Here is a 13,174-nt window from a genome sequence, read left to right as displayed (position 1 = left end):
TCTCAGGTGCGGTCGCCCGCCGCGACCTCGTCGCCGGCCGCCGTGTCCGCCGCCGTCTCGTCCTCGATGTCGGTGCGGTCCCGGCCACGGACGAGGAAGTAGGCGACCACCGCGGTGACCAACAGCAAGGCGCCGCCGACCCGTTCGGCCAGGTGCAGGCCGTCCACGAACGCCTCGTTGACCAGGTTCGTGATCCGGGGGTCGCCGCCCTGGCCCGTGCTCTGCGCACCGCCCGCCTCGACCGCCTTCACGACGCTGTCGCGCGCCTGGGCCGGAACCCGCGCCTCCGTCAGCCGGTCGCGCACGCTGTCGGTCATCTTCGTGGTGAGCAGCGTGCCGAGCACGGCCACCCCGAAGACGCTGCCGAGCTGCCGGGTGGCGTTGCTCGCGCCGGACGCCATGCCGGAGCGGGCGGCGGGCACCCGCATCATCACGAGGGTGGAGATCGGGGTGAGCGTGAGACCGATGCCGAGCCCGACCAGGAGCACCACCCACCAGTACTCGGAGTAGCGCGCCCCGGTGCCGTACAGGGACGCCCCGAACATCGTCATCGAGGCGAAGAAGATGCCGAGCCCGAGCGGCACGGCGCCGCCGACCCGGGTGGTCATCCAGCCGGCGACCGGCGCCGAGACCATCGCGAGGAGCATGCCGGGGAGGATCGCGAGTCCGGCGCCGACCGCCGACCAGCCGAGGACGGTCTGCAGCCACAGCATCAGGAAGTACGTGATCGCGAACAGGCCGAAGTACAGGACGAACCCGGCGAGCACGGAGCCGGTGAAGACCCGGTCACGGAAGAACGACAGGTCCAGCATCGGCTCCTTCACCAGCGTCTCGGTGACGAGGAAGGCCACCAGGAGCACCCCGCCCGCCACATACGCGCCGACGACGAGCGAGTCGCTCCAGCCGCGCGAGCCGCCCTCGATGGTGGCGTACACGATCGCGGACATGGCGGCGATGGAGAGCACCAACCCGGCCAGGTCCAGGCGCCGTTCGGGGTTGGACGACTCCGGTACGTCCCGCAGGCCCATGACCAGACCGAGCACGGCGATGGGCACGTACATCCAGAAGATGCCCGCCCAGCCGAAGTTCTCCACCAGCGGCCCGCCGACGACCGGGCCGAAGGCGACGGCCGCGCCCGCGACGGCGGCCCAGATGCCGATGGCCGTGCCGCGCTCGCCGCTGTCGGTGAAGACGTGCCGGATGATCGAGAGCGTGTTGGGCATGAGCAGCGCGGCGCCGACGCCGAGCACGGCCTGCCCGGCCACCAGGACCCACACGGACCCGGCGAGCGCGGAGAAGACCGAGCCCGCGAGGAAGACCGTGAGGCCGGCCAGGAAGGTCCGCTTGCGGCCGAACCGGTCACCGCAGGCGCCGCCGGTCAGCATGAGCGCGGCGAACGCCAGGGAGTAGCCGCTGATGACCCACTGGATGTCCTGGATGCCGCCGTTGAGATCGTCCTGGATGTCGGGCAGCGCGGTGCTGAGCACCGTGCTCTGCAGCATCGTGAGGGCCAGCGGCACACAGAGCGCCGGGAGCGTCCGGTACGGGCTCCGGCCGGATCGGGCGGGGGTGTCCACCGCCATCGCACACCGTCCTGTCGGGTTGGTCTCGCAGATCGTTCTCTAACACTGTTAGACCACTCTAACAGTGTGAGTCTGCGACGTGAAGCGCCTCGCTCCGCACTCCGTGAAGCGCACCGTCCCCGGCGACCTGAAGCGCCCCGCCACTCGAACGGCCCGCGCGATCTCCCCCGGGCCCCGGGCACCGGCCAGGCTGGGAGCCATGACCGTCCCCAAGGCCCGGACAGCCGCAGCCACGGAGCACGGCCCCGACCCCGAGGCGACCGCCGACGCCCGCCGCTGGAAGGCCCTCGCGGTCTGTCTGACCGCCGGGTTCATGACGCTCCTCGACACCTCGATCGTCAACGTCGCGCTGCCGTCGATGGAGCGGGGACTGCACGCCTCACAGGCCGACCTGTCCTGGGTGGTCTCCGGGTACGCGCTCACGTACGGGCTCGCGCTCGTACCGGCCGGGCGGCTCGGCGACCTGCGCGGGCGCCGGACGGCGTTCCTCACCGGCCTCGCCCTGTTCACGCTCGCCTCGGCGGCCTGCGGACTCGCGCCCTCATCGGGCTGGCTGGTCGCCTTCCGTCTCCTCCAGGGCGCGGCGGCCGGGTTCGTCTCGCCGCAGGTCTCCGGCCTGATCCAGCAGTTGTTCCAGGGCGCGGAGCGGGCCCGGGCCTTCGGGATGCTCGGCAGCACCATCGGCATCTCCACGGCCGTGGGCCCGCTGGTCGGCGGTCTGCTCATCCAGGCGTTCGGCACGGACTCGGGCTGGCGCTGGGTGTTCTTCGTCAACCTGCCACTCGGCGCCGCCGCGTTCGCCGCCGCCCTGCGCCTGCTCCCCCGGCGCTCCGCCGCCGAGCGCCGGGGCGGGGAGGGCTTCGACCCGCTCGGCGTGCTCCTGCTCGGCCTGGGCGTCGTCGCGGTGATGCTGCCGCTGGTCCAGGAGCAGGAGTGGCCGGGCCGCGGCAAGTGGGCGCTGGTCCCGCTGGGCGTGCTGCTCCTGCTCGCCTTCTGGCTGTGGGAGCGCCGCCAGACGGACCGGCAGCACGCGCCGCTGGTCAACGTCCGCCTCTTCCGGCTCCGTTCCTTCTCGCTGGGCGCGCTCCTCGCCCTGGTCTACTTCGCCGGCTTCACCACGGTCTTCTTCGTCTACACCCTGTTCCTGCAGAACGGGCTCGGCTACAGCGCGCTCGAAGCGGGCTGCGCGTCCGTCCCGTTCGCGGCGGGCTCCGCGGTCGCCGCGGCGGCGGGCGGCCGCCTCGTGGTCCGGCACGGCCGCAAGCTGGTCACCTTCGGCCTGCTCGGCGTGGCCCTCGGCCTCACGGGCACCATCGTGGCCGTCCGCCTCGTCCCCGGTCCCCACGCCGCGTGGGCGACGGCCCTTCCCCTGCTGGTGGCGGGGCTCGGCTCGGGCCTCACGGTCTCCCCCAACACCACGCTCACCCTCTCCGAGGTCCCGGTGCGCCTCGCGGGCGCGGCGGGCGGCGTGCTCCAGACCTCCCAGCGCATCGGCTCCGCCGCGGGCATCGCTGCGGTGGGCGCCGTCTTCTTCGCCCACGTCGGCAACCACGACCACTGGGCGGACGCCCTGCAGCTGGGCCTGCTCACGGCGCTGGGCTTCGTGGTCGTGGCGCTGGTGGCGGCGGTGCTCGACCTCCGGGCGGAGGCGCGACAGCGGGCTTGAGCCGCGGATCGCCCACGACCGCGGCAGCCGCGACCGCCACGGCCGCTACGACCGGCCGGGGTGTCGGGCAAGCTCCACGAGGGCACACGCGAAGGCCGAGTCACGCTTCCCCTGCGCCAACTCCTCGGTGAACACACCGGTTCGGTGATGCGGCGGAATGCCCGTGCCGTCGAAGGTCTCGCCGGTCGCGGTGAGGAACTCCTCGTTGGGCAGGCCGAACGTCCACCCGTTGGGGAGCTTCCGCTCCAGTACGTCGGAGAAGACGCCCTGGGTGTTCCGGCCGATCCGCACGGTCGGGGCCGGGCGGTCCATCAGGGCCTGTGTGAGGGTCTCGCCCGCGCTGTACGTCTCGCCGCCGGTGAGGACCGCGAGCGGGCCCGCGTACCGCTGCCTGCCGGGGGCGGGGTGGACGCGCACGGACTGCGGGCGGGTGAAGTGGGCGGGGTCGGCCGGGTCGTCGCGCACGCGCTTGGCGTACGCGAAGTACGGCTGTTTCGTGAGGCGTTGGGCCACCTGGAGGGCCAGGGCGTCGGAGCCGCCGCCGTTGATGCGCAGGTCCAGGATGAGGCCGCGCGGGCCCGACCGCACGGCCTCGGTCAGCGCCTCGTCGAGGGCCGCGCTGTCGGCCGCGTAGTCGTCCCCCTTGTCGGTGTAGCCACCGAAGCCGGAGATGCGCAGATAGCCCTGCCCGTCGGGGAGCCGGGCGTATCCGATGCGGCCGCCCGCGAAGGGGCGCAGCCGCTCGCCGCCGAGGTCGATCCGCTCGATGTGGCTCCGCGCACGCCGGTCGAGCGTGGCGGACGGGACCTCCGTACCGGGGCGCCCCTGCCCGAAACTCCCGGTGTCCCCGGCGCGCAGCGACACATGGGCGTCGTACAACGGACGGATCATCTCCCGCAGTACGGCGAAGAGTTGGGCGTCGCTCATGCCCTCGTGGATCCGGGGCCGGTACCGGTCCCGGACCGCGTGCCAGTCGATGTTCTTCGCCGTGAAGAACGGATAGTTCTCCTCGAAGGTCCGCCAGAAGACGTCGAAGGTCGCGCGCTTGCCGTCGGGCGCCGACTCGCCGCAGGACTCCGGCAGCTCCGCCACCCGTCGCAGGGTCCGGTCGCCGGTCGAGCCCTCGTAGTGCAGCGTGGCCCGCGCGCCGCCCTTGCCGGGGCGCACCTGGTAGGTGTTCTCGTCCCCCTTGTACGTGACGGTGCCCGCCGGCACCGTCCCGCGTCCGGTGCGTCGCGCGGTGTCGCCGGGGAGGCAGCTGACGGCGGTCGTCTGGTAGGTGCGCAGGGTGCCGTGGGCGATGGACAGGAGCGTGCTGTCGCCCTGGATGCGCCAGGTGCCCTGGACGCCGGGCTGCTCACCGGGCAGTTCGCCGGCCCGTACGGCTCGGGCAGGTCCGGCGGTCGCCGCCATGCCGCCGATCACGGCCACCAACACGGCGGCGGCGAGCGTCTTGGACGTCCTCGTCGGCGAGTTCTCCGAGTACACGATCTGACCCTTCCCGTCGGCCACTTGGTCTATCCGGCCACTTGATGCGTCGCCTCAATGATCGTCACGCGGCCGAGGTCCCGACATCCTGCTGGCCCGACGGTCCATGCGGGGGAAGACCCCACCCCACGTGCACGTAGACAGTGTCTACGTGCACGTGGTAGACAGTGTCTATGGATCAGCGGAACGAGCACGGAGCACAGGGAACACAGGAAGTTCAGGGGGCGCAGGACCAGGGCCTCCGCGCCCGCCTCGTCGAGACGGGCGTCGACCTCGTGGCCCGCGAAGGCGTGGCCGCGCTCTCCCTCCGGGAGATCGCCCGCAGGGCAGGCGTCTCGCACGGCGCGCCCCGCCGCCACTTCCCCACCCACCTCTCCCTGTTGTCCGCCATCGCACGGCAGGGCTTCGCGGACCTCGCCGAAGAGGTGGCGACGACCCTGGCCGGGGGCGCGGGAGGCGGGGGCACGGGAGGCGGCGGCACGAGCAGCCCCTCACCCCGCGCCCAGCTCGCCGATCTCAGCCGCACCTACCTCCGCTTCGCGCTCGAGAACCGCGGCATGTTCGAGCTGATGTTCCGTCACGATCTGCTGGAGTCGAAGGAGTTGGGTCTGCGGGACACCAGCCTGCCGCTCTTCGCTGTCTTCGTGGACCTGGTCGCCCGGGCCCGGCCCCTGCACGGCGCCGAGCCAGCCGTGATCGCGGGCGCGCTCTGGGCCAATCTGCACGGCATCGCCCAACTGTGGGGCTGGGGAAGCCTTCAGCTCGCCACCGGCGCCGACGACGTCGAACCCCTGCTGCACGCGGCGCTCGACGCGCACCTGGGCCCGGAGTCCGACGCGCGATGACCTCACCTCTCCCCGACACGGCCCGCAGCACCACCACCGCCGCGCACCCACACCACCCCCGCGGCCGCGGCGGCAGCCCCCGCCTCACTCTCGCCGCCAGCGTCACCGGCGCCGTGGTCGTCGCCCTCGACGGCACGGTCCTCACCGTCGCCCAACCCGCCCTGCGCCGCGACCTCCACGCCTCGTTCGCACAGGTCCAGTGGACCAGCACCGGCTACCTCATCGCCGTGGCGAGCCTCCTCGTCTTCGCCGGGCGGCTCGGCGACCGCTACGGCCACCGGCGGCTCTTCGCCCTCGGCACGCTCGGTTTCGCCGTCACATCGGCCGGGATCGCGGTGTCCCCGGGCATCGGCCCGGTCATCGGACTCCGCGTCGCCCAGGGCGTGTTCGGCGCACTTCTGCAACCCGCCACGCTCGGCATGCTCCGCGCCGCCTACCCGCCCGACCGCCTCGGCCGGCCGCTCGCCGTGCGCACCGCCGCCATCGGCCTCGCGGCGGCCACGGGTCCGCTCGTCGGCGGCGCGCTCACCACCCACTGGGGCTGGCGGTCCGCGTTCTTCCTCAGCGCCGTCCCCGCGTTCGCCCTCGGCGGGCTCGCGCTGACCCTCCTCGTACGGGAGTCGCGGGAAGCGCGGGAGTCGCGGGAAGCGCAGGGCACGAGGGATGCAAGGGGCTCAGGGGGCGCAAGGGACACACAGGACGTACGGGAAGCGCAGGAAGTACGCGAAGCGCGGGGCGAGCGCCTCGACCTGCCGGGAGCCGCTCTCCTCGCCCTGACCCTCGGCTGTCTCGTGCACGCCTGCGTGGGGCTCCCCGGCGCACCGCTCCTCTCACTTCCCGTACTCGGCGCGGGAGTTGCCCTCGCCTCGGGCCTCGCCTTCGTCCGGCACGAGCGCCGCACCCAGAGCCCTCTCGTCCCCGCGTCCGTGTCCGGCTCGACGGCGATCACCTCGGCCCTGGCCGTCCTGGTCACCGCGTCGGCGGCGATGTTCGGGGCGCTGTACGTCGCGACGTACTTTCTTCAGGACGTGCTCGGACTCGACCCGCTGCAGAGCAGCCTGCGCGCGCTGCCGCTGGCCGTGACGATGGTGGCGGCCGCCCCGCTCGCGCCCGTACTGGAGCGCCGCCACGGCCCCCGGCGCACCACGGCCGCCGCGATGGCGCTGCTCACCCTCGGGGTGCTGGCCCTGTCGCGGCTCGGTCCGGACTCGGGCGCGCTCGCCGTCGGTGGCGGCTTCCTGCTGCTCGGCGCCGGATTCGGCACCGTGATGGTGACGGCGACCACGGTCGTCGTACGCCGGGCCCCGGCGGCCGACGCGGGGGTGGCGGGCGGGCTCCAGCAGACCGCGATGAACGTCGGGCCCACGCTGGGAATCGCCGTGGCGGGCACGGTTCTCGGGTCCTCGGGGTCCTTCACCTCGGCGATGGGGACCGCGCTCACGGTGCTCGCCGTGGTCGCGGGAGCGGGGACTCTGCTCAGCGGGCGGCTGTCCGCCCCGTAGCCGCTACGGTGCGGGGAAGTCGGCGAAGCCAGGTGCCCCCGGCTCCGGCGGCAGCCTGGTCGCGCGGGCCGTGAAGCTGATCGCGTGGTACCAGCCGCACAGCATCAGCAGATCCAGCAGCTGCTCGGGCGCGAACTCCGCGGCGAGCCGGGCCCAGAGTGCGTCGTCGATGTCATGGTCGGCGTGCAGCGCGTCGGCCGCCTCGATGAGCAGCCGGTCACGCTCGCTCGTCCAGCAGGCGTCCGTGGCACCGCCGTGGGTGAGCGAGCCGATCTGCGCGGCGGTCAACTCCGCACGCCCGGCGAACCGTTGGACGTGCACGCCCCATTCGTACGCGCAGCCGCACCGCGCGCAGGTGCGGTCGATGACAATCTCCCGGTCGCGCAGGCCCAGGCTGAGCCTGCGGGTGAGCTGGTAGGAGCCCCAGGCGTGCAGGGCCTCCGTCAGGCCGGGGTTCTGCGCGTAGGTCCGGAAGAGCCCGATGGGCTCCTCGCCTGGCGGCATCATGCGGCGCAGCACTGACGCGACGTCAGGAGGGTACGGGGCGGCGACGGGTGGGATCCGGGCGGGCATGCGGCCTCCCTTCGAGCGCTTCTGTTCCAGAAGCGCGGATACGGAGGGAGACTACTGCTTCTGTTTCCGAATCGCCATCCTGAAGTTGAGCCACTGCGGGCGGGATCAGCGGCCCCTCCCGGCACTCGGCCGTCTCGGGCGGGATCAGCGCGCCATCCCGATGCCCGGCCGTCTCGGGCGGGATCAGCGCGCCGCGTACGTCCAGAACTCCCGCATCAGGGGGTTCGGCGTGGGCCCGGTCATCGCCACCTGCGTGAGCAGCACGGTGACGGCGCCGGTGGCCGGGACGAGGTGGGCCGTGGTGCCGGAGCCACCGGTCCAGCCGTAGCGCCCGACGACGTGCCACGGCTGGCTCGGCTCGACGTCCACGGTGCCGCCGAAGCCCCAGCCCTGCTTCCCGGTGAAGAGCGCGCTCGCCGCGCGCTGCTCCGGCGTGAGGTGGTCGGTGGTGATGAGCCGCACCGACTCCCGCGACAGCAGCTGCCGCCCGCCCCGCGTCTCACCCCCGGCCAGGATCATCCGGGCGAAGGCGTGCAGGTCGTCGACGGTCGACACCAGGCCGCCCGCCCCGGAGGCGAAGCCGACCGCGCCGCTCCACAGCCCGTCCGGGGTGTCGTAGGCCACCAGTTCACCGCTCTCCCGGTCCCGCTCATAGGCGGTGGTGAACCGGTCCCGGTCGACCGCCGCCACCTCGAATCCCGTGTCGGCCATGCCCAGGGGCACCAGCAGCCGCTCGGCGAGGAACTCCGCCAGCGGACGGCCGCTGACCCGCGCGACGAGCGCGCCGAGGATGTCGGAGCAGGTGTTGTACAGCCATGCCTCGCCCGGCTGGTACAGCATCGGCACCCGGGACAGCTCCGCCAGCCACTCCTCGTCCGACGCGAACTCCCGCGCGTGCGGGGCGCCCCGCGCGATCAGGCCGAGGACCGGGGCGACGGCGGGCCGGGAGAAGTCGGACGGGAATCCCCATCCGGCGCGGAAGCTCATCAGGTCCTCGACCGTGAGGGGCCGGGCGGCGGGGACCACGTCGTCGACGGGGGCGTCCGGCGTACGGACGACCATCGGCGCCGCGAGTTCCGGCAGCCACGGCGCGATCGGGTCGCCGAGGGCGATCCGCCCGTCGTCGACGAGCGCCATCACGGCCGCCGCGGTCAGGGGCTTGGTGAGCGAGGCGATGCGGAACAGCGAGTCCCGGGCCATCGGACGCCCCGACGCGACGTCGGCGGACCCGACGGCGGCCACCTCGGTCTCGTCGCCGCGCGCCACGAGGGCGACCGCGCCGGGCAGGGTGCCGTCGGCGACGTGGGTCTTGAGGAGATCACCGAGGCCGGCGGCTGCGTCGGCCATCGGGGTCACGGGGGACACAGGGGTCTTCGGCTGCATCGGGGCACCTTCTTCGTCCGTGGGCGGCTGATCCGTGGGCGGCTGAGGGGGTCGACTCCCGTCGTACGCGAAAATCATCGCCCGGCCCTGCGGTGATCCGGCGCGGACGCCCCGGCACCCTACTCGGGGACGCCCAAAGACCGTATGAGTTGGGCGAGTTCCTCGCGGAAGAGCTTGTCGGGGCTCGGCGTCTGACCGGCGAGGTGCCCGTAGACCTCCAGCGACACCAGTCCGTGCAGCCGGCTCCAGATGCGCAGGGCCAGGGCGACGGCGGCCGGGGGAAGGTCCGGAAAGGCGGGGCGGACCTTGGCGAGCAGGCCCTCGTCGAAGTCGGACCAGGTGAACTCGGAGTCCGCATACCGCCGTTCGGCGTGCGGCCAGGCCGCGGCCGCGAGCGCGGTGATGCCGACGCAGACCCGGCGGGCGGCGTCCGGGGCGGGGCCTCCCTCGGGGGCGCGGTAGCCCGGCACGGGGTCGCCGTACACCAGGCGGAAGCCTTCGGGGTGGGTGCGCGCCCAGCCGCGGAAGGCGTCCGCCCACGCCTGGATGCGGGCGGCCGGGTCCTCGGCGGGAGCGGCCTGCCAGGCGGCGTCGACGGCGTCGGCGAGGGCGGTGTACAGGTCGTTGATGAGCGTGGTGACCAGGTCGTCGCGGGTGGCGAAGTAGCCGTAGATGGCGTTGGCGGTCATCCCCATCTCGCGGGCGATGGCCCGCAGCGTGATGGCGTCGGGCCCGCCCGTGGCCATCAACTCCAGTGCCACCTCTTTGATTTCGGCCGTCGTCTCGGCGCGCAGCCGCTCCCGCCGCCCGCCGCTGCCCGTACGCGTACTCCTGGTGCTCACCACGCGGTCACTGTACAGCGTCACTTCACTGCTTGCCGTATGAAAACTTCACGCCGTATAGTCCCGGCACGCCGTGCAGCAGATCGCGTCATGGGCGGGCCGCCCAGGGACGGATCGGCTCAGGGGCACAGCCGCTCGAACAGAGCCACTCAAGGGGAGAGTCATGCGCATAGGAGTCATCGGGGCCACGGGCACCATCGGCAGCCGCGTCGTCACCGAGGCCCTCGGCCGGGGCCATCACGTCACGGCGTTCACGCGCAACGCGGAAGGCGTCAACGAGTCCCGGCAGAACGTCACTTGGCGCAGCGTCGACGTGCTCGACGCGGAGGGCGTGGCGGCCGCGCTGCCCGGACTCGACGTGCTCATCAGCGGCTACCAGCCCGGCAACGCCGCCCGGGACATGGCCGACACCCTCGCCCGCTCGATCGCCGACCCCACGCTGTACGCCACCGCCGCGCGCTCACTGCTGAAGGCCCTGGAGAGCCACCCCAGGACGCGGCTGATCGTGATCGGCGGCGCGGGCAGCCTGGAGATCAGGCCCGGGGTCACGCGGGCGGACGACGACGCGCTGCTGCACGAGACCCTCGACGCGGTCGGCCTGCCGCGGGAGTACGCGGCCGCCGTGCGCGGACACCGGGACGCGCTCGACGTGCTGCGCACGTCCAACCGGCTGTGGACGTACTTCAGTCCCGCAGAGGACATCGCGCCCGGCGCGCGCACGGGCCGCTTCCGCGTCGGCGGCGACCAGGTGGTCGTCGACGCGGAGGGGCGCAGCCGCATCTCGGCCGAGGACGCGGCCGTGGCGCTCGTCGACGAGGCGGAGTTGCCGCGGTTCGTGCAGCGGCGCTTCACGGTGGGCTACTGAGCCGCCGTACCGCCTACCGCCGCCACGTCCTCAACCACCCCTGCCCATGCCGGGATTGACGCCGTCAGCGCGTGGCCGCACGCCGCGACCGCACGACCTCCACCAGCACGGGCAGCAGCGACAGCGCGATGATCAGGGCGATGGCGGGCAGCAGATACGTGTCGATGCTGCCCTTGAGGGAGTCGCCGAGGCGGTAGCCGAGCAGGATGATCCCGATCGTCCACACCGCGCCGCCCACGGCGTTCCAGAGCAGGAACGCACCCGCGCGCATGCCGAGCACCCCGGCGACCGGGTTGAGGAACGTGCGCACGATGGGCACGAACCGGGCGAGGACGACGGCCTTCCCGGCGCCGTACTTGGTGAAGTATGCCTCCGCCTTCGCCACGTACTCGGCCTTGAAGAGACGCGAGTCCGGGCGGGCGAACAGCTTCGGGCCGAGCCGCGCGCCCAGCAGGTGTCCGACCTGCGCCCCGGCGATCGCGCACAGCGGCGCCCCCACCAGGAGCGCGGGCAGCGAGAGATGGAAGCCGGGCCGGTCGAAGACCTCGGCGGCCGCCCCGGACGCGCCGACGCCCGCCAGGAACAGCAGCGAGTCACCGGGCAGGAAGAAGCCGATGAGCAGCCCCGTCTCGGCGAAGATGACCGCCAGGATGCCCGCGAGGCCGAAGGCGGTGATCATCGACTGGGCGTCCAGCACATTGACGGCGAGTTCCACGAGGGCTCCTTCTCGAAGCAGTTGAAGGACATTGACGGAAGGGCGTTGAGGGGATGGTTCTGGAGAACTCCGCCCCGTTCAACACCCGGTCAACGACAAACCCGGCGAAACGTTGTAGGCGTCGAGCGGTCAAACACCCCGTGCGCGGACGAGCCCCCTCTTCGTAAGCTCCTCGGAGCCGACCACCTGCGGAACGACGAAGGACACCCGTCATGACCACTGATGCGCCCACCCGCCCCGCCGAGACCGCCGGTACGTTCGAACTCGGCGGCGACCTGCCCGTCCGCCGCCTCGGCTACGGCACCATGCAGCTGACCGGGCCCGGCGTCTGGGGCGAGCCCGAGGACCCGGCCGAGGCGGTGCGCGTGCTGCGCCGCGCCGTCGAGCTCGGCGTGAACCTCATCGACACCGCCGACTCGTACGGGCCGATCGTCAGCGAGCAGTTGATACGCAAGGCGCTGCACCCGTACGCGGACGACCTCGTCATCGCGACCAAGGGCGGCCTGACCCGCTCCGGGCCCGACGACTGGCGCCCGGTGGGCCGCCCCGAGTACCTGCGCCAGCAGACGGAGCTCAGCCTGCGCCACCTCGGCGTCGAGCGCATCGACCTCTACCAGCTGCACCGCATCGACCCGCAGGTCCCGCTCGCCGACCAGGTCGGCGAACTCAAGCTGCTGCAGGACGAGGGCAAGATCCGCCACATCGGCCTCTCCGAGGTCACGGTCGAGCAGTTGAAGGAGTCCCGCGCGTACGCGGACATCGTGTCCGTCCAGAACCACTACAACCTCGCGAAGCGCTCCGCGGAGGACCTCCTCACGTACACGGAGGCCGAGAACATCGCGTTCATCCCGTGGTTCCCGATGGCGACCGGCGAACTCGCCCGCCCCGGCGGCCCGTTGGACGCCGCCGCCAAGGACCACGGCGCGAGCCCCGCCCAACTCGCCCTCGCCTGGCTCCTGCGCCGCTCCCCCGTCCTGCTCCCGATCCCCGGCACGAAGAGCGTGGCGCACCTCGAGGAGAACACGGCGGCGGCCCACATCAGGCTCACGGACGCGGAGTTCGACGCGCTGTCGGCGGCGGCCTGACACATCGCGTGCACACGGGGGCGCCACGGAGAAACTCCCCTTCCGCGGCGCCGCACCGCACCGCTCCGTCACCGTCGGCGACCTCGTGGCACCACCGCGGCAGGGCGGGGGCGAGGGCCGAGGCCGGGGAAGTACGGGGACCGGTCACTGACGATGGTGCGCAGCAGGGCCCGTTGCCGCCGCAGCGCACACTCGCTCCCGCCGAGCCGGCGCAGGGCCGCCTCCCGCCACGGCCGGAAGACCTCCCGCCCCCGCGCCCCCGACCCCAGCCGGAACAGCGCGAGCACCGTCTCTGTGACGTTTCATCGGTCGGGCGACCGCGCTCCTCTCGGCGGCGTACCGTCCGAGGATGAGCGCACGCACCAAGAACAGTGCACTTCCCCTCCCGGTGGCTCCCGGCTCCGGGCTCCGGAATGTCCCGCTGAGTCTCACGGTGATAGCTGACACCACGCGCGAGCGAGAGAGCGGGTGCCTCATCTGGCAGGGGTCCTTGAACAAGGACGGCCACCCCGTGTGGTTCGAGCCGGACACCGAGAGGGGCAGGGGGTCTCGGCGGACCGTGGTCGCCCGTTGGCTCTACGAGAGCGAGAACGACCGGCTCGTGAAAGGGCAGATCCTCAAGCGCAC

Annotated in this window: 11 protein-coding genes; 5 read left to right on the top strand and 6 right to left on the bottom strand. The window is 72.8% G+C overall.

Annotation, left to right across the window (positions count from 1 at the left end):
- Window positions 1-2 precede the first annotated feature (2 nt).
- Window positions 3-1,583, bottom strand: a complete 1,581-nt coding sequence (locus ACQB60_RS42775) for an MFS transporter (RefSeq protein ID WP_496931501.1) — start codon at window positions 1,581-1,583, stop codon at window positions 3-5.
- Window positions 1,584-1,782: 199 nt separating this feature from the next.
- Between ACQB60_RS42775 and ACQB60_RS42770 the strand changes: the two genes are divergently transcribed.
- On the top strand, window positions 1,783-3,249 hold the full coding sequence (locus ACQB60_RS42770; protein ID WP_496931500.1) for an MFS transporter: 1,467 nt from the start codon (window positions 1,783-1,785) through the stop codon (window positions 3,247-3,249).
- Between the two features lie 45 nt (window positions 3,250-3,294).
- On the opposite strand, the gene ACQB60_RS42765 is transcribed toward ACQB60_RS42770, so the two are convergent.
- A complete protein-coding gene (locus ACQB60_RS42765; protein WP_496931559.1) occupies window positions 3,295-4,662 on the bottom strand; it encodes a S41 family peptidase in 1,368 nt (455 codons plus the stop codon).
- Window positions 4,663-4,910: 248 nt separating this feature from the next.
- Between ACQB60_RS42765 and ACQB60_RS42760 the strand changes: the two genes are divergently transcribed.
- Together ACQB60_RS42760 and ACQB60_RS42755 are read left to right on the top strand one after the other, a co-directional pair.
- Complete coding sequence (locus ACQB60_RS42760; protein WP_496931499.1) at window positions 4,911-5,582, top strand: TetR/AcrR family transcriptional regulator; 672 nt, start codon at window positions 4,911-4,913, stop codon at window positions 5,580-5,582.
- On the top strand, window positions 5,579-7,084 hold the full coding sequence (locus ACQB60_RS42755) for an MFS transporter (protein ID WP_496931498.1): 1,506 nt from the start codon (window positions 5,579-5,581) through the stop codon (window positions 7,082-7,084). The genes ACQB60_RS42760 and ACQB60_RS42755 overlap by 4 nt, the downstream gene beginning before the upstream one ends.
- Window positions 7,085-7,087: 3 nt before the next feature.
- Here the strand turns inward: ACQB60_RS42755 and ACQB60_RS42750 are convergent, their stop codons facing one another.
- The 3 genes from ACQB60_RS42750 to ACQB60_RS42740 form a co-directional block, all read right to left on the bottom strand.
- Window positions 7,088-7,657 (bottom strand): carboxymuconolactone decarboxylase family protein, encoded by a 570-nt coding sequence (locus ACQB60_RS42750; protein WP_496931497.1) that lies wholly within the window; start codon window positions 7,655-7,657, stop codon window positions 7,088-7,090.
- Window positions 7,658-7,840: 183 nt separating this feature from the next.
- Window positions 7,841-9,004 (bottom strand): serine hydrolase domain-containing protein, encoded by a 1,164-nt coding sequence (locus ACQB60_RS42745; protein ID WP_496931558.1) that lies wholly within the window; start codon window positions 9,002-9,004, stop codon window positions 7,841-7,843.
- A gap of 155 nt (window positions 9,005-9,159) precedes the next feature.
- Window positions 9,160-9,885, bottom strand: coding sequence for a TetR/AcrR family transcriptional regulator (locus tag ACQB60_RS42740; protein WP_496931496.1), 726 nt, complete (start codon window positions 9,883-9,885; stop codon window positions 9,160-9,162).
- A gap of 160 nt (window positions 9,886-10,045) precedes the next feature.
- Here ACQB60_RS42740 and ACQB60_RS42735 point away from each other — a divergent pair, with 160 nt between their 5' ends.
- Window positions 10,046-10,747: an NAD(P)-dependent oxidoreductase gene (locus ACQB60_RS42735; protein WP_496931495.1), complete on the top strand. Its 702-nt coding sequence runs from the start codon at window positions 10,046-10,048 to the stop codon at window positions 10,745-10,747.
- Between the two features lie 64 nt (window positions 10,748-10,811).
- Here the strand turns inward: ACQB60_RS42735 and ACQB60_RS42730 are convergent, their stop codons facing one another.
- A complete protein-coding gene (locus tag ACQB60_RS42730) occupies window positions 10,812-11,462 on the bottom strand; it encodes a DedA family protein (RefSeq protein WP_496931494.1) in 651 nt (216 codons plus the stop codon).
- 212 nt (window positions 11,463-11,674) lie between these two features.
- On the opposite strand from ACQB60_RS42730, the gene ACQB60_RS42725 reads away from it, so the two are divergent.
- Window positions 11,675-12,547, top strand: coding sequence for an aldo/keto reductase (locus ACQB60_RS42725; RefSeq protein ID WP_496931493.1), 873 nt, complete (start codon window positions 11,675-11,677; stop codon window positions 12,545-12,547).
- The last annotated feature ends 627 nt before the right edge of the window (window positions 12,548-13,174 follow it).

It is taken from the genome of Streptomyces odontotermitis (assembly GCF_050510915.1).
Classification (GTDB): domain Bacteria; phylum Actinomycetota; class Actinomycetes; order Streptomycetales; family Streptomycetaceae; genus Streptomyces.
This window is presented reverse-complemented; position numbering and strand designations above follow the sequence as displayed.